This window comes from Paenibacillus sp. NPDC056579 (assembly GCF_042793215.1).
Lineage (GTDB): Bacteria > Bacillota > Bacilli > Paenibacillales > NBRC-103111 > Paenibacillus_S.
The window spans coordinates 334524-350641 of record NZ_JBHTVD010000005.1 but is presented as its reverse complement, the minus strand read 5'-3'; the positions used below and the strand labels follow the sequence as shown (position 1 = coordinate 350641).

Genomic DNA, 16118 nt, shown 5'->3' with positions numbered 1-16118 from the left:
AAATGTAAATATATTGTAGAAGGTGAGGTTGTTCTCATGGTAGCTGTAACTTACTCTCAAGGATTACAGGACGCGGTGCGCAGATTGAAACAAATGGATTCTCAAGAAGTAGCAAGTCTGTTTCAAAACACGGATTGGGCTCAAGCCTGGTCTTTAACGGCTCAGGAAGGACAAGCCGTGATGAAGATGCTTTCCCGGACAACAAGCGATTACATAAAGAAAGCTAACGTTTTGGATAACTGGTATTAATTCTAGTTATTTCATTATTTTACCAAATGATAGAGAGATTGTATATTATGGACCTGTCCGAATATGCAATCTCTTTTCATTTTTTGTCAAATGATAAGGCGGAAAATGCAAATATGTATGTACGCGTGTGCAATTTTTTTGCACTCAAACGCTGTACAATCTATTATATAATAAAATAACAATAATCTGGTAATTGTGGGGAATATATGAATACCTGCAAATCTCTCTTCCATAATGAAGATCCCGGTGATGAAGCGTACTTAACTCTCGCCATTCAAACCGTTCTCTATAATCATAGAGAGCATCTTCTGCAATTGCCGGACTCGCTCTCATGCGAGCCTTATTTGCAGGAGCTGTCGGCGGAAATCGTACGCAGAGCCCATAAGTTCAAACAGGTTGCCGAAGCGGCCGCAAGACGAATCGATATGAGGGTCTACGATGTAAAAGGAGCGCAGATGGAATGTATAACTCGCTTGGAGACAAAGAATTAATCTACTGTTATGCGGAAGCGGTGCGAATGGAGCTGGATCCGGATTTTATCCGCCTTCTGATCACTGAAATAGAAAAACGGCAGCTGCACGGTGTGGTCGGTGCAGACAAGCTCTGCCAGCCTTCCCGGGTACAAGTGCCTAATTATTGGATGGAATAACCTCTCCCCCTGTTACAACACCCACGGTAAATACGAAATTAAATGTCGAACCATATTTAAATCAATCGATCCGTTCTACCTCCAGCAGCTTTCACAGTTATTCACCAATAGGATGAGGCATAGCGTAATATCAGGCCTTTGCGTGCCTGCCGCAGCCGCCCGGCCGAAGAGGCGATGAAGCCCGCTGCTTCGAGGACCGGGCTATTTATTTGTTCACCGCTGTACCCGCACGGTTACTGATCCGCTGAAGCGAAGCTGCGTCCGATAGGTGTCATTCTACCGTCCATGCTAACTGTATTTTTCTCTTGACGGTAGGCTTGCAATCCCTGCTCTCCTTTGTGAGCGGCCCATTTTTGCAGCGTTTCTCTTTCGCCCGAATAATCGAAGAAGGGAACGCTGTAGCCGCAGGAGGTCTTGACCGCATGAATGTTCGAATAAATAATTTGGCGCGCCCCCGCCAACAGGTCGAAATGCCCCGCCAGCTCATCCCATTCCGGCATCTCGGGTAAAATAACACGCCCGGTTCCGTATAGACGCAATATCATCGGCGGTCCTTCAAAGGCTATGAACATCAAGGTGAGCCTGCCGTTTTCCTCCACATGTGCACTTGTCTCGTTGCCGCTGCCGGTCAAATCCAAATAAGCGACCTCCGTCGGAGAAAAAATACGGAACACGTCGTGGCCCTTCGGCGAAAGATTGACATGCCCCTCCGCATCCAATGGTGCGGATCCAACAAAAAAGATACGCTGCTTGCGAATAAACTCCTCATGCTCAGGAAGCATAGACGGAAACTGCTTGCCCATCCGGAACACCCCATTTTCAATATTTTGGAATCACAATTTGAGTTACTCCTATTATGAGCTTGCCGCTCTGCGCTTGTAAAATACATTTTACGAATTATTCTATAGGATAAAGTTATAAGATGACGCAAAAAAGGCAGTGGAGACCTGGCGGGTTCTCTGCTGCCTTAGCTTTTTATCGCATTTGGAAAATAAAGGTAAATTAAGATTAGGGGCGTACTCTATCTATATGATAGATCAATGGCAAGAAAAAGTCTATTCTTTTTTGCCTTTTTTCACTATAGTTAGTTGTGCTGCTACCGCGGGGCAGCTTCCACGTCATAACCAATATGCGAGGAGTGTGAAGCATGCCTTATTCTTTATTTAAACAACGCATTATAGTTACCGGCCTCATCCTGGGATTACTATTGGCATCGATCGAACAGACCGTAGTCACAACCGCTATGCCCACCATCGTCAAGGAGCTCGGCGGCTTATCCGATTACAGCTGGGTTTTCTCCATCTATATGCTGACTTCCACAGCAAGCATGCCTTTGTACGGCAAGCTGGCGGATGTATATGGCCGTAAAACGATGTATATCATCGGGATGCTGCTATTTCTTGCAGGCTCGGTATTGTGCGGGCTCAGCACCGGCATGACCGGCTTGATCGTAAGCAGAGGCATTCAAGGCATCGGCGCCGGCGCTCTGATGCCGATTGCTTTTACCATTATGGCGGATCTGTTCCCTCCGGAACAAAGGGGCAAATTTATGGGGACGTTCAGCGCCGTCTTTACGCTGGCCAGCTTGCTTGGGCCGACCGTCGGCGGAATTCTGGTGCAATATGCGCATTGGAGCTCCGTATTTTACTTAAACCTGCCTATCGGCATTCCTGCACTTCTGTTGATTGCATTCTCTTTGAAAGAACGGACCGGCAGCGAACAACGCCATGTGGACTGGTTTGGCGCAATAACTTTTACAAGCGCTATTGTCGCCGTCCTTCTAGCCCTGGTCCTTGGCGGAGAACCGCATGCAGGCGCAGCGGGCAGCGGCTGGTTGTCCGCACCGGTCATCGGGCTGCTGTCAGCCGGGGTCTTGCTGCTCTGCCTATTCCTATGGATGGAAACGAAAGTCAAGGAGCCGCTGATCCCGCTTGCCTTATTTCGCCATCGTCTGATTGCGTCGAGCAGCATCACAGGCTTCCTAATAAGCGCCGCTATGTTCGGCGCAATCGCCTATATTCCGCTCTATGTACAAGGCGTAATCGGTTTCAGTCCTTCCGCTGCAGGCTATACGTTAACGCCTCTCATGCTCGCATCTGCAATAACCTCTACATTATGCGGCAGGCTTATGAGCAAGCTCTCCTACCGTTCTATCCTCATTCCGAGCTTTCTCCTCATGGCGGCCGGATTCTGCTTGCTAAGCCGGATGACGATCGAGACCACGATGACGCAAATCGTCATCACTCTGATCCTTACCGGCCTGGGCATGGGGGCCGTGTTCCCGGCACTCGGAACGGCGGCTCAAAGCGCCGTCGAATGGAATATGCGAGGAGTCGCGACCTCGATGAGTCAATTTTGCCGCTCGATCGGAGGAACGATCGGCGTAAGTGTCCTTGGCGCCTTGCTGGCGGCGCGTACGGCTTCGGGACTGCTGCAAGGAGGCCGGTCGATTCCGGCCGATCAAGTGCAGCAGTACGCGAATCCCCAGCTGCTGCTCGACGCCGGAGCCAGGGCTGCCCTGCCGCAGCCCATACTGGAGAGCCTGCAGCTCGTGTTCAGCGACGCGCTGCAAGCCGTGTTCGCAGCCGGCGCCGTCTGCGTTGTACTTGCCCTTGCCGCCAGTTTGTGGATGGGCAATCATCGGCTGGTGCAGCCTTCTTCCGATAAGAAGTCTGCGTAGACTCACATCGTAATATCCGAAACGATGCCTTCGCAGGCGCTGACCAAATCCTTGCCTTTCAGGAAAATTTGCAGACCGCGCTTGCCGGCGCTAATGCTAACCGTATCGATTGGCAGAACCGCACGCTCGATATAGAGCGGGTACTTCTTCTTGCAGCCGAGTGGCGACACGCCTCCGCGAATATAGCCGGTTAATGTGACGATGTCCTTGACCGGCACCATCTCCGCCTTCTTATTGCCGCTTGCGGCGGCAAGCTTCTTCAGATCAAGCTCCTTATCTCCGGGAATGCACGCCATAACGATACCGGTTTTGTCTCCCCGCAGCACGAGCGTCTTGAACAGCTGCTCACAAGGAAGACCCACCTTGTCCGCTACGGTATGGGCGTCCAAATGATCCTCGTCCCACTCGTATTCGTGCAATGTATACGGAATGTTCAGCTTATCGAGGATGCGGCTTGCATTGGTTTTGGCTGCCATGGCAATCACCTCTTTTCATGAAATAACAAATACATCCGATGAACTCGGAATCTTATCCATTGTAAAACCGCGAAAGCCCTTGCCGATCAAGGGCTTTCGCGGTTTAGTTGTACACTTGCCCGATTACAATGCCCAGTTGCCGTTGCGGAACACAGGCTCCATCGTTCCGTCCTCCAGCTCTCCGTCGATACTCAGCTCGGACGAGCCGATCATAAAATCCACGTGCGTCAAGCTCACGTTAGCTCCGCGCTGCAGCAGCTCGTCGCGGGACATTTTCGTCCCGTTCTCCAAGGTGAAAGGATACGCGCTGCCGACGGCAAAGTGACAGGAGGCATTTTCGTCCACTCCGGTATTGTAGAAAATTCGGTTTAAATCGGAAATCGGCGAATGATGCGGCACCAGAGCGACTTCTCCAAGATAACGCGCTCCCTCATCCGTGTCCAGCAAATCCTTCAAATACTCCAAGCCGACCTCTGCGGTGTAATCGACCACCTTCCCGTTCTCGAAGCGGAAGGAGAACCGGTCGACGAGCCGTCCGTTCAAATTCAGCGGCTTGGTGCTCGTCACCGTACCATTCACTCCATGTCGGTGCGGCATCGTGAATACTTCTTCGGTCGGCATGTTGGCTACGAACGAAACGCCCTGATCGTTAAAGCTGGCCCCGCCGTACCAAACATGGCCTTCCGGCAGCTCCACGGATAAATCCGTTCCCGGCGCTTTGTAATGAAGCCGCTTGTACTTTTTGTTGTTAAGCCGTTCTCTCATGCTTTTCAGCTTGGCGATATGGTCCTGCCATGCCGCTACCGGATCTTCCGTATCCACTCTATTAATTTGGAACAGCGTGTCCCACATCGCTGGCACCTGCTCTTCTTCCGGCAAGTCGGCGAACACCTTCGACGCCCAAGCTTTCGTAGGCGCCTTGACGAGACACCAGCTGAACGACTTGTTGCGCACGTAGCCCTGAAACTTTTGTCTTGCTACCGAAGCGGCACGCGTTGCCGTAGTGACCTTATGCGAATCGATGCCGTCATACAGATCCGGGTTCGGCACTTTAATGTTGAGCAGGGCGCCTCCGCCCTCGGCCAGCTGCTCCATCATTTTGGCTGTCCATTCCGGGTAAAATCCGAACGATTCATCAGGCGCATACTCGAACCGCGTACGAGTTACCGCTTCATCGTCCCAGGAGACTTGAACATATTTGGCTCCCGCCTCGTAAGCTTTTTGTACCACTTTACGGGTAAAAGGCGCTACCTCAATCGGAGACTCGACAAACAGCACCTGGCCCGGCTGAATGTTAACGCCCACCTTAATGACGAGCTCGGCATATTTTTCCAGGTTTTTCTCGAAGGATTCCATCTATTTGTACCCCTTTGCCTAATTTTGTCCACCGGTCAATTATTGAGCTTTTGCAGGAAAACATCAAGTCTCATTTTACCACTTTGGACCGTGACCTCAAAGCAGGGCATGTCCCGTCAGCCGGACTGCCGTCCGAGCTTTAACGCTTGTCCGCACCGGGCGCAATAACGGGCATCCGGCGGAGACTGGGTCCGGCATGCAGAGCAGATCAGAGGCGAGCGCGCTTTAGCCTCCTGCTGTTCGCCAAGCCCGGGAGCTTCATCAGCCGCTTCGTGCTGCAGCAGAGGATTAAGTGCCGTCACCGCCATATCCTCATCCCGCGCTCCCTTGCGGATAAGCAAGTACAGGATAAGCAAGCCCCCTGCTCCGACCGTAACCATAGACAACATACGCCAAATACCTACCATAAAATGGTAGTCCCACAGCATGTGAAGCAGCACCGCCGATAAGGGCAGAGCCAGTGCCAGCAGCCATGCCCGGCTTCCTCTCGCCAGCGCCGCCGATCGCCGGTTATATCCATACCATATGCCGGCAGCGGCGATAGCCGTCCATGTACCGTGTCCTAACGGGGACAGCAAAGTCCGCACCCACAGCACCGCCAGCATGTCTCCCGTCGCTCCCTGCCCCCCGTACGACCACCCGTACACTATGCTCTCGATAGCCGCAAAGCCCATGCCGGCTGCAGCCCCGAACACAACGGCGTCCATCAGGAACCTCATCCGGCCGCCTCTCAGCAGTACGGCACACACGATCAGCTTGGCCGCCTCCTCGATAAAGGCGACCGATAGGGGAACGGTCCACTCCGAAAAGCCGGCGCTATCCGTTCGGGCGAACAGCCAATGCCGTTCCGCCATCCAAGCGAGCGGAACCGCTACGGCCGCCGATGAAAGAAAGACCGATGCCAGCCGGGCCGGCGAAAAGCCGAGCAGCTGCGAGCTCCTTACATAGGCAACAAAAGTGACGGGACCGACCATGCCGCCAACCAGCAAAGCCGCTATGCGCCACAGCGGATGCTGTGTCCAAACGGCCAGTACCGTACAGCCGACAAAAGCCCCGCCCAGCACGAATAACAGGTCGATCCATCTCGCCGGGCGACGGCTTACTTTGCCCCCCGTATCGGATGGCACCCGGCGGGAAGAAACAGCCGCTTCTTGTCCGTCCTTTTCTAGTGAACCGTAAGATGCGTCCATGGACAAATCCGGCCTCCGGATACGCAGCACCTCTGCGAACTGCCTTCTCACCGGGGGATAATAGCTCAATATCGCTTGAAACTCGGTCCGCCCCATAACGAGCAGCTCACTGTCTTCCAGGGCAACGGCTGACACCGTCTGGGGCTGCAGGGTCAGCATAGCGATCTCGCCGAAATAATCTCCGGTCCCGAGAACCGTTCGCCGCTCCGAGGCGGATCGCAGCTCGAACCTGCCGCTGCTGATCATATAAAATGTGTCTGCGGGGTCCCCCTCGCGCAGGACCGTCTCCCCCCGCTTGACGCGCCTTCTTACGGTAATTTCGGCCAGCCCGCGCAGCTCCGAATCGGGTATGGCCGACCAGATGGACGCTTTGCTCAGCATCCCGTGCTTCATCCGAAGCTCCGCCGCGTAGGTCATGCTCTCGTGGAAATGCGGACTCGCTTCCGCCAATTTCTCGAATGCGGCCCGGTCCAGACATAATGCGGTCACATCGTTCAGCGCTCTAATGCCGGCCGTTCTCTTCTCATTGCGGATCAGAGCGATTTCCCCGATCAAAGCGCCGTAACCGAGCTCCGCAAGAACGACCTGCTTCCCGATCAGACTGCGGGTATGGACTTGAACCGTCCCTTCGAGGACGAAGTAGCAGTGATGCCCTTCCTTCCCTTCGTGCATCAGCCACTCGCCTTCCGTGAATCGAACCGTTTGCATCGTGGAAGCGGCTTTGGCGAGCTCCATCTCCGGCACACCGTGGAGCAGTGTATGATTCTTAAGAAATTCAACGATATCGAAAGACATGCCTCTCTCCAGCCTCTCTCTTTTGGACCAGCCTCTAAAATAAAAGAAACCTGCCGAGTGACAGGTTCCCGTACTTACTCCATTATCGCATATTTCCGGAATTTTTGGGGGAGCATCGGCCAAAAAAAGGAGAAACGCCCCGTTTGCACGAGGCGTTTCCTTAGCAATGATTAGCAGCCGTGCTTGTGCATTTTTCTGTGTTTCTTTTTCAGAACCACGACTTTTTTGGCGATAATGATGACTTTGACTTTCTTCCCATGACGTTTTTTATGATGATGACGACAGGACATGAGATTCACCTCCTTGGCGAGAAGCTACTTTCAGTATATGAAGCTATGCTGAATACGTATGGACTACTTTTCTAGGGAAATAGCTTGATTTGATGCAGCTTCGAGCGTTTTTTGGGAAAGCGTTTTCAAATGTTCTTATTCAGCAATGATGTTTACTGTCATAAAAGATGATCATGGCAAAAAACCGTCTGCCTGCGGCAAACGGTTCAATAAGGTGCAAGTAGGGCTATGACCGGCTCGGCTTATTCGTGCAGCGCCGGATATTCTGCTTCCGTCAACTCTGTGGTACCGTTCGTATCCTCCAACGGCCGGCTGTTGGCGATTTGAATGCCTGCGGATCGGATCGTCTTTACCAGAGCATGGTGGTGTGCGCTAAACTTCGGCAGGTTGAGACGGTCGATGTCCGCATCGATAACGTCATCCAAGACGACGGCGTATCTTCCGTCATCGTGCCCATCTTCATAAGCCGCCGTCATATTCCGGATCGTCAGATGTTTGATATGGCGGGCATATAAGCCGTAAGCCGGGCGCTGGCCTGGAGCCGGCACATTGTAATTTCCTGCCGCGGACGGATAGCGGGTCGGCATTTCCAGCACCACTGCATCCTTCACAGGATCGCTCGGCTCCTGCCCCATGCTGACTTGAGCGGGGGTGCGGATCGGGTGAGCCGCCTTGGTCACCAGGCTAATGTTCTCCAACGCGATGTGCTCCGCATAATGCGTGACGCCTGTGTCTTCATTGAAGTATCCGCTGATGGTCGGAGCCCACGTTTCGCCGCTCTTGATGCCTCTTGCCTCGGTAATCCGGATATTTTTCAGCGTCACGCGGTTGATGCCTCCGACAAGCGCAGCCTCAGGCCCGCCAGGCCGACGTCCCCGGTTGCTGATCGTCATGGTAATCGGCGTTTTGGTGCCGGTCATCTCATTGCTTCCGTCCAGCAGCAAGTTCGATACTACGGTTCCGTCATTCGTGGAGATGGAGAAACCGGACTTTTCCGCTTGGTGTACGGTAATATTGGAGACGTGAATATTGGAAATGTCGCCGACCGTCTCCGAGCCGATCTGGAACAGGTTACACCAAGTCCAGGCTTCAATCCGGTCCACCCGGTAATGTCCCGAGTGCCTTACGAAGCCAAGCGCATAATCGCTGCCCAGCTTGACGATATCGTCTGCGGCAAATTCCGCATAAATGTTGGTGATCGAGACGTAACTGTCGGACATCAGATCAAAAATATCGCGGTTCGAATATTTACCGCCGACATATCCAAGCAGTCTGCCGTCCTCGTATTGCTTCTCGGTATCCTCGTCCGCTACATAAACGTCGTGGATATCGATATAATCCACACCGCCGGACAGCAGCTGGAAGTGTCCCACCCGCTGGATAATCAGCTTATCGGTTTTGTCGCTGAGCTCGTACGTGCCTTCCGGGGCGCCATATCCGCCGAACTCGTAGTTGGTGCACAGCGTAATGGAAACCTGCTTGTCGGCAAGCCCCGAGCCGCTGGCCGGGTCGCCGGTACGCATGCACGTACCGCCGTGGATCGTTCCGGTTCCGATAATTTTAATGTTATCGAGCCGCAAGCCGTAAAACATGGCGCTGTGATGGAAGCTGTGCCCCCCGTCCTGATATTGGTTCAGACGGACTCCCCTGTCGTCTATGGCGCCGCTCAATCCCCACAGCACCGATCCCGGGGCAAGGTACAAGTAAACATGGCTCCTCAGATGAATCGTCCCCTGACCGAAGATGCCCGGAGGAACATAGACGGTGCCGCCTCCCGATGCCGCCGCAGCATCCATTGCCGCCTGGATCGCTTCCGTATTGTCGACGGCGTCTTCGGCCCGCTCTGCCGCAATCGCGCCATAATCGACGATGTTGAATGTGCCCGTGAAATAGGCTGCCGTATTCGATAAGCCTGCGTGGTCTCCGCCGGTTACACGCAGCCGGAACATATAATGCCGGTTCAGCCCCAAATTCGATACATCGGCAATAGTCAGCTGCGTTCCGGGCGGATATTCAGGAATTTCGTGCAAGCCGACGACAATCCGGTCCAGCTCGACGACCTCTCTCGGCGATCTTCTGTCCACCAGCTGGCCGCTGATACTTTGAATCTTGTCCACGTCATCGGCAGTAACGATTCTCTGCTGCGTAGTAAAAGAGGCCTCTTTCCAACTAGCTCCGCGGTCGTCGGACAGCTCGACGCTCACATGCTCCGCCCCTTGCGGCGTTATCCACGATAGCTGCGTACGGGTATAATCCGGTTCGGAATACCGCTCTACCGGAATGACCCTTTTCAAATCGGACACGGTGCTTACACTTGTCAATATCGCTTGTTCCGTGCCGGTTCCTTGGCTGAAGCCCTTCCCTTGCACGGCGCTTGCAGCCGCAAAAGTATACCCCGACCCGCAAACGGGCGGAATGACCTTCGCATTAAGATACAGAAGAACGTCGATGCCGTTGTTCGGCTGCAGCTCAAGCTCTCGGAGAGTAACCGTTGTGCCGTCGGCGCTAATTTCATCTGGGGCCAGCTTTCTTTTATCCATGCCAATGACGGACACTTCATCCTCGATTGACGCCGGAATACCTTTGGGGAGTGTAAACACAACGTCCCACTTCGGATAGACGGGATGAAGCTCGGCTTCCGTAGTCAGCTCTGCCTTGCCGTTCACATTATATCTCAGCTCAATATGGCGGATGGTGCCCGCCGTCATTTCCTTATGCTTTAAATTCAGCACGCCTGCGCAGGCTGTGTCCTTGCTCCCTGCAGCGGATGATCCGCTTCCCGGGCCGGTATGTCGATGCGATTCCATATGTCAAAGCAACCTCCATTATCGATAGATTGATGCCTCCAAGCCAGAGCTTATTCAAGCGCATGTCTATCCATTATGGAGTCTTGCCCCCCTTACGTATATGACCGAAATTCAGATGTTTTTGCGCAAAATTCATACACGGTCTGTTGTCGCTAATGCCGTCTAGCAAACGAAATGCTGCGCCCGTCTAACGGCTTATCAGCTGCTGCAGCACAGGCCGACAACGAAGAAAGGGCTGCCGAAGCAGCCCCCGCTCTATTTTCTCTATTATCCCCAAACCTCCTGCAATGCGGCCCGAAACAGCTCATCGAGCTGCGTATCGCGCTGGTACGATAGATCTTCGGCTTCCCTGGCAGCCTGTTCAAAATGGCTGATTCGCTCTTCCAAATAGTCATTGATGCACTGTATCCGAGGCTCGTCGTCCAGCTCTTCCCCTGATTTTTTGCGCGCGAGCAGGTTGTTGACGGCGCTTCTCAGCTCGCTCTCTTCCGGAATCAAACGTTCAACCAGCCGATCGAACTCCATCGGAGCCATCTCATGGTACCGTTCAATCCATTCGCAAGCCAGAATCGGGCGCAAGACGTAAAAATACTTTTTGAGCCTCACCCTATCCCCCTGCAAGTAATCGCGGTAATTTCTTTTGGCCATATGAAGATAATGGTACATGCACGATTTGGGTGAAAAGGTTAACGGCGACATGCTGCGGATCCGTTCGGTCACCGTGTACGTTTCTTCATACAAAATCGGCGATTGCAGCCATTCGAGCAGCGGCGGGTTCGACTTGCGGAACAAATTCAGCGCTTTCTTCAAATCCCAGCCGTTAATATCGAGCATGCTGTTGATAGGACGCTCGATCACATCCCTTTTGTCGAATATCGATACGTACCAGTCGACTGGCCGGATGTATAAGAAGCGGACGTCGTAATCGCTGTCCTGAGATGGGAACCCCCATGCCCTGCTTCCGGATTCGCATGCATACAGGATGCGGACCTGCTCCTCCTGTTCTATTCTTCTAAGCTCTTGCATGATAAGCTGCCGATAATGGGGATCGATCATGGTGTGCCCCTCCTGTTCTTCAATATTAGTATACCCCAGTCTTGTTAAGGCAGGCTGCCTTTCAGAGGGAAGCTTCCTTTTTTTGTGCCGGTTCTTTAACCTCTTATGTGATGCTCCTTAAGCAGTATCATCGCTTATTCCCGCTTCTTCGTACAGGGCGAATGTATTACAATGCGCATCCGCCTGTTCCTCAACACTCTGCACACTCCGGACAGGCTGGGACAAAATTTCCATTTTCACCCTGTCACCTCCCTGCTACAATAAGAGCAGCAGCTTGATTATGGAAGCGGAGGATGGGGATGGCCAAAGAAAGCTTCGATAAGGAAATACAATTTCTGCGCATGCTTGTCCTGACTAGCGGAGCCTACAGCCGCCAGCAGTTTGCCGAGCGCCTCGGCATTTCCGTACATACCTACGACAAGACGATCCGGCGCTTGAAGGACATCCTCCAGGCCGTGTACCAGCAGCTCCCTCAGGAGCAGGGCAAGGAATTCGCGGAGACGCTCCGTTTCAACTATTATGAATCGGCAGATCCGATGCTCTTGTTTCTGTACCGCGCCAAGTCGCTTAAAGACTCCGAAACGTACAGGCTGACGCTGCTTCTTGCCGCCATGCAGGAGGCGCGTACGGCGATGGAGCTGCTCGACGCATGCTGCGGGCAAATGCCGGCCGACCTTCCGCTGCCGGATGAGAAGACGATCCGAAGCGACCTGAAATATCTCGAAGAGGTCGGGGTCATACGCCGTGAGCCGGGAGGACGGCCGTACCGGTACCGGATCCATAACGATTTGACGAACGAGCTGACCTACGAGGAGCTGGTCGATCTGTACGACTTCGTAGATGTCATGTCCAACACGCAAGTGCCTTCCGTCCAAGGTTATTTGCTGCGGGATACCATTAAAAAAGCAGTAAAGCAGGCGGAGAACGAAACGGCTTTTGTCGAGCCTTTCCTATATAAGTACCATTATCATTCGCGCATTTTGGACGAGGCTCATCTGAATACGCTGCTCCATGCGATCCGCCAACGCCGTTTGGTCCGCTTCCTGTATTTCTCCCCCAAGTCGCGAAAAAGCTACGGTTCGCAAAACACGAACCCGTTGTTCGAGCGGGAAACCGAGGGCAAGCAGGAGCTCGTGCTGCCGATCAAGGTCGTGTATGACCATCAATACGGCCGGTGGTATTTGCTTGGCACCAACGCCCGCCACGGCGTCAAAAAGTACCGGATGGAGGGCCTCACCCAAATCGAGGAGGGCGAGGCGGTATCCGAGGATTTGTTCGATGCCAAGCGGCAGCAGCTGGAGGACCAAATCCGGCACAGCTGGCTGATCGATACCGGACGCAGCGTAACCGTCCGCGCCAGATTTTACAACCCGGAGGGCGTACAGCCGAATTTCGTCAGGGAACGGGTGCTGAGCCAGGGGCAATGGGGACGCATTGCAGTGGAGGAGGAAGACTCGTTCGTCTATGAAATTACGGTAAACGGAACGACCGAGATCAAGCCTTGGCTGCGCAGCTTCGGCTCGAGCTGCGAGGTGCTGGAGCCCGCTGCTCTGCGCCGGGAACTGATGGAGGAATGGAAGGAGATTCAGGATTATTATGAATCTGTTCGAGAAGATTTTTAATTACCAGGTCATCTCCCGACTGGATGACTCCGGAACGATCACCGTAACGTCCCACGAGAGAGCTTGGCTCAAGACGATGCTGGAGCATCCGGCCGCAGCGGAGGCTTTCACGGAGGATACGAAGCTGAAGCTGGTGCGGCTGCTCGGGGAGCAGGCTCCGATGGATTTGTCCCAAGGGTTCATCGAGAAGGCCAAGAACGAGGAAAAGCAGGTGTACCACCCGCTGCTCCGTACGCTGCGCCGCCTAATTATGAAGCGGAGCGCCTTGCGGATGACGTATCGCATCAAGGACGGCAAGCTGTTCACCAACCAGCCTGGCTTTCCCTATAAGCTGGAGTATTCGATGGTCAAGAAGGAATGGTATTTGCTGTGGCACCATTTGGGGCAGCGCGCTTTTATGTCCACACGGCTTCAAAACATTGAATCGGTAACGGAGCTGCCTTTTCGGGAAGCGGATGCCGAGAAGCTAATAGCCCAAATCGCCGCTATTCTGGAATCGCGCAAAGAAACAGCCGCCATCGAGGTCATTCCAGCTTACAATAGGGAGCTGTCGAGAATCTTGTACGCCTTCTCCTGCTTTGAGAAGGAGGTAGCCTATTTGGCGGACTCCGACGTCTATACCATCACGTTGTCGTTTCGAAGCGATGAAAGCGAGTATGTGCTGTCCAAGCTCCGCTTCCTCGGCAAACGGGTCCGTGTCGTCGCAAGCGACAAGCTGCGCCGCCGAATGCTCGAATCGGCAGCCAAAGCACTCGCGAGGTACTCATGAAGGCCGAGAAACCGACATACATTGTATCGATTGTGTGACGCTGCTCGATGCTTGCTGTTCGGGCGGCGCGGTCGGCTGAGACATCAGGTGTTGACAGCAGTGGCAGTGTTGGTAGTGTTGGTTGACGGTACCAAGGAGCCGTCGCATAATAGGAAAAGGCACAACAACGCCTTTGCCATCTTAACTGCAGAGAGGGGTAGCCATGTCATTTCAATACGGATCGAACGCTCCGGATATTAAAAATCCGTTCAAAAAAGAAGGCTTGCTGTATGTAGCGAGCGGAATTGCGATTTTGCTCATCGGCATCACCGCCCTATTCGTGCTTCGAAGCCAAATCGCCGGTCAAGCGCAGTCTGCCGGTTGGATTCATCTCATAATTTGCATCGTCTTGCTGCTCGGAGGAGGCGGGTATTTGACCCGAGGCCTGCTGAAAATGTTCCGTTTTTACGTCGGCCGCGGCATTCCCGCAAGTCTCAGCAAAAATGAGGCGCGCAGCGAAAAACACGTCGCCGAGCCTAATATCGCTTATCACGTAAACACGCTGGATCAAATGCTGTCCGGGCGCAAAAACGTTACGTTTCACGAGCCTGTCACCCTGCTGGATCGGATGCTGTACAGCATTTATCCGAACTTTATTTTTTTGCCTTATTCCATGCGGAACTATTTGCATCTCGTTGTTCAAAACGCCGGATATTCCATCATCGCGCTGCTCATTTATTTCTTGTCCCTGCTATCCGGATCGCTCGGACTCACGAAGCTATCATCAACGTCCTTCAGCGGCTGGCTGGGAATAGCGCTTCTTGCCGGGCTATCGGTCCTGTGGGTCGTCAATCTGCTGTCGGTTAAACGCGTCAATCATCCCCGGCTGTTTCGTGGCAGCAGACTCGGTATCGTCTGGATGACGATATCCGCCGTTCTTCTGCCCGCTGTGGGCGAGCTGCTGCTGAGGCAGGGGATCGAGCCGCCGGCAGCTCCTTTTAACCCGACCTTGCCGTTGATATTGCTGTTTCTGTTCATCCCGGCTTTGACCGCCGCCGCCATTGTGCTGGCCAAATACCGTTCCGACCTGTACGATCCGGTTACGGAGGTATCGGAATTCAGGGAGCATTGGCAGGAAAACGTTCATCCGAAGGACTTTTTCCGTTCCCTTGATATGGAATTCGCGAACATCCGGTATAAAGAATTTCCCAACAGAGTATACCGGGAGCTGAGCCCCAACCTCCAAATGGAAGGCAGCATGGACAAAGGGAGCTTCGTCGGCGATACGATTCAGGAGACGCAGCCGATGTACAAGGAGATAAGCGAACCTCCTAGTTCCAAGCATGTGCGCCTATATACGGCTATAGCCGGCCACGCGCTTGTTGTGCTGTCCGCGCTTCTGCTGTTCGTCCTGAATAAGCAATTTTCCGGCGACCTCACCTTCCAGAGCCTATTTAACGGCGTTTATTTCCCGGGGCTGCTATTTCTGTTCGGGAGCTCGGCGCTTACGCTTGCCCATATTTACTGGGCCGAGATGCATTTCACGAGCTACTTGATCCAGTTTCAAGGTGAAGGCACTTATACCGAGTCCAAAATTTCCGTAGGCATGGCGATTACCGACTCCACCCGAAGTGAGAATACGATCGTCCGCACGTCCTTCAGCCCTTGGCTGCTCGTCACCAAGCTCGTGACCAGCACGCAGGCGAGCTCCGGCTCCGGCAATTTGTCCGGCCCGCGCTATATCATGAGCATGCATAAAGCGGACGACATGATGGACCATTTGACGGAGAAGATGAAAGCCTTCCTGGGCAACCGGGAGACCATCGCAACCGCGCTGTCTCCGAAGGATTTGCAGTCGATGCAGACGATGTTCACCATTAACGAAGCGGCTCCGTCCAAAGAGCAATTGAGAGGATCCGAAGGCTCATCGATCAATAAAATCGCCGGCGGCGCCGAGCGGAATTCCGATGAGAACGAGTAAGCATCAGCACCTGCGCCGGCAGATTGCCAGTGAGCAGACTTGCCTTCTCACTGGCAGTCCCGAGCAGGAACGAGAAAGCCTCCCAGACCACGACGCGATTGCGAGTGGTTTGGGAGGCTTATTGTTTGTTGCGTGCCCTCGTGCCGGGTGACGGCTAAGTAGTATGACCTTTCAGTGCTGGCGCTGCTCATGCAGTATGCGGGCAGCAGCGGACCCTGG

At 53.6% G+C, this 16118-nt stretch carries 14 protein-coding genes; 7 read left to right on the top strand and 7 right to left on the bottom strand.

Translation table 11 applies throughout. The features are described from left to right. Positions 1-36: 36 nt before the first annotated feature. The 3 genes from ACFQ88_RS21250 (at position 37) to ACFQ88_RS21240 (ending at position 898) form a co-directional block, all read left to right on the top strand. The gene (locus ACFQ88_RS21250) at positions 37-249 is read left to right on the top strand and encodes a hypothetical protein (protein WP_379456451.1); all 213 of its coding nucleotides are present in this window, start codon (positions 37-39) and stop codon (positions 247-249) included. Positions 250-455: 206 nt separating this feature from the next. Further along, entirely contained in the window at positions 456-740 is a 285-nt protein-coding gene (locus tag ACFQ88_RS21245; protein WP_239631947.1) for a hypothetical protein, read from the top strand. Next, positions 710-898, top strand: a complete 189-nt coding sequence (locus ACFQ88_RS21240; RefSeq protein WP_239631946.1) for a sporulation histidine kinase inhibitor Sda — start codon at positions 710-712, stop codon at positions 896-898. Before ACFQ88_RS21245 ends, ACFQ88_RS21240 begins: the two co-directional genes overlap by 31 nt. A 233-nt stretch (positions 899-1131) precedes the next feature. On the opposite strand, the gene ACFQ88_RS21235 is transcribed toward ACFQ88_RS21240, so the two are convergent. Next, positions 1132-1701 (bottom strand): pyridoxamine 5'-phosphate oxidase family protein, encoded by a 570-nt coding sequence (locus ACFQ88_RS21235; RefSeq protein ID WP_239631944.1) that lies wholly within the window; start codon positions 1699-1701, stop codon positions 1132-1134. A gap of 344 nt (positions 1702-2045) precedes the next feature. On the opposite strand from ACFQ88_RS21235, the gene ACFQ88_RS21230 reads away from it, so the two are divergent. Then, positions 2046-3578: an MDR family MFS transporter gene (locus ACFQ88_RS21230; protein WP_379456448.1), complete on the top strand. Its 1533-nt coding sequence runs from the start codon at positions 2046-2048 to the stop codon at positions 3576-3578. Positions 3579-3580: 2 nt separating this feature from the next. On the opposite strand, the gene ybaK is transcribed toward ACFQ88_RS21230, so the two are convergent. The 6 genes from ybaK to ACFQ88_RS21200 form a co-directional block, all read right to left on the bottom strand. After that, positions 3581-4054, bottom strand: a complete 474-nt coding sequence (ybaK, locus tag ACFQ88_RS21225) for a Cys-tRNA(Pro) deacylase (RefSeq protein ID WP_379456446.1) — start codon at positions 4052-4054, stop codon at positions 3581-3583. Between the two features lie 123 nt (positions 4055-4177). Next, positions 4178-5410 (bottom strand): aminopeptidase, encoded by a 1233-nt coding sequence (locus tag ACFQ88_RS21220; RefSeq protein ID WP_379456444.1) that lies wholly within the window; start codon positions 5408-5410, stop codon positions 4178-4180. A gap of 116 nt (positions 5411-5526) precedes the next feature. Then, positions 5527-7395, bottom strand: a complete 1869-nt coding sequence (locus tag ACFQ88_RS21215; protein ID WP_379456442.1) for a cyclic nucleotide-binding domain-containing protein — start codon at positions 7393-7395, stop codon at positions 5527-5529. Positions 7396-7927: 532 nt separating this feature from the next. After that, entirely contained in the window at positions 7928-10492 is a 2565-nt protein-coding gene (locus ACFQ88_RS21210; protein ID WP_379456440.1) for a glycosyl hydrolase family 28-related protein, read from the bottom strand. A 267-nt stretch (positions 10493-10759) separates the two neighbouring features. Continuing rightward, positions 10760-11548 (bottom strand): nucleotidyltransferase domain-containing protein, encoded by a 789-nt coding sequence (locus ACFQ88_RS21205; protein ID WP_379456438.1) that lies wholly within the window; start codon positions 11546-11548, stop codon positions 10760-10762. A 117-nt stretch (positions 11549-11665) separates the two neighbouring features. Next, entirely contained in the window at positions 11666-11788 is a 123-nt protein-coding gene (locus ACFQ88_RS21200) for a hypothetical protein (protein WP_379456436.1), read from the bottom strand. A 59-nt stretch (positions 11789-11847) separates the two neighbouring features. Between ACFQ88_RS21200 and ACFQ88_RS21195 the strand changes: the two genes are divergently transcribed. From ACFQ88_RS21195 to ACFQ88_RS21185, 3 genes are all read left to right on the top strand, one after another. Then, complete coding sequence (locus tag ACFQ88_RS21195; protein WP_379456434.1) at positions 11848-13170, top strand: helix-turn-helix transcriptional regulator; 1323 nt, start codon at positions 11848-11850, stop codon at positions 13168-13170. Further along, positions 13145-13939, top strand: a complete 795-nt coding sequence (locus ACFQ88_RS21190) for a WYL domain-containing protein (RefSeq protein WP_379456432.1) — start codon at positions 13145-13147, stop codon at positions 13937-13939. The genes ACFQ88_RS21195 and ACFQ88_RS21190 overlap by 26 nt, the downstream gene beginning before the upstream one ends. Positions 13940-14141: 202 nt before the next feature. After that, positions 14142-15899, top strand: a complete 1758-nt coding sequence (locus ACFQ88_RS21185; protein WP_379456430.1) for a hypothetical protein — start codon at positions 14142-14144, stop codon at positions 15897-15899. The last annotated feature ends 219 nt before the right edge of the window (positions 15900-16118 follow it).

What these genes read in the sequence shown, in the direction of transcription:
- ACFQ88_RS21250 (WP_379456451.1), top strand. Translation starts at nt 37, where the DNA reads ATGGTAGCTGTAACTTACTCTCAAGGATTACAGGACGCGGTGCGCAGA.
- ACFQ88_RS21245 (WP_239631947.1), top strand. Translation starts at nt 456, where the DNA reads ATGAATACCTGCAAATCTCTCTTCCATAATGAAGATCCCGGTGATGAA.
- ACFQ88_RS21240 (WP_239631946.1), top strand. Translation starts at nt 710, where the DNA reads ATGTATAACTCGCTTGGAGACAAAGAATTAATCTACTGTTATGCGGAA.
- ACFQ88_RS21235 (WP_239631944.1), bottom strand. Translation starts at nt 1,701, where the DNA reads ATGGGCAAGCAGTTTCCGTCTATGCTTCCTGAGCATGAGGAGTTTATT.
- ACFQ88_RS21230 (WP_379456448.1), top strand. Translation starts at nt 2,046, where the DNA reads ATGCCTTATTCTTTATTTAAACAACGCATTATAGTTACCGGCCTCATC.
- ybaK (WP_379456446.1), bottom strand. Translation starts at nt 4,054, where the DNA reads ATGGCAGCCAAAACCAATGCAAGCCGCATCCTCGATAAGCTGAACATT.
- ACFQ88_RS21220 (WP_379456444.1), bottom strand. Translation starts at nt 5,410, where the DNA reads ATGGAATCCTTCGAGAAAAACCTGGAAAAATATGCCGAGCTCGTCATT.
- ACFQ88_RS21215 (WP_379456442.1), bottom strand. Translation starts at nt 7,395, where the DNA reads ATGTCTTTCGATATCGTTGAATTTCTTAAGAATCATACACTGCTCCAC.
- ACFQ88_RS21210 (WP_379456440.1), bottom strand. Translation starts at nt 10,492, where the DNA reads ATGGAATCGCATCGACATACCGGCCCGGGAAGCGGATCATCCGCTGCA.
- ACFQ88_RS21205 (WP_379456438.1), bottom strand. Translation starts at nt 11,548, where the DNA reads ATGATCGATCCCCATTATCGGCAGCTTATCATGCAAGAGCTTAGAAGA.
- ACFQ88_RS21195 (WP_379456434.1), top strand. Translation starts at nt 11,848, where the DNA reads ATGGCCAAAGAAAGCTTCGATAAGGAAATACAATTTCTGCGCATGCTT.
- ACFQ88_RS21190 (WP_379456432.1), top strand. Translation starts at nt 13,145, where the DNA reads ATGAATCTGTTCGAGAAGATTTTTAATTACCAGGTCATCTCCCGACTG.
- ACFQ88_RS21185 (WP_379456430.1), top strand. Translation starts at nt 14,142, where the DNA reads ATGTCATTTCAATACGGATCGAACGCTCCGGATATTAAAAATCCGTTC.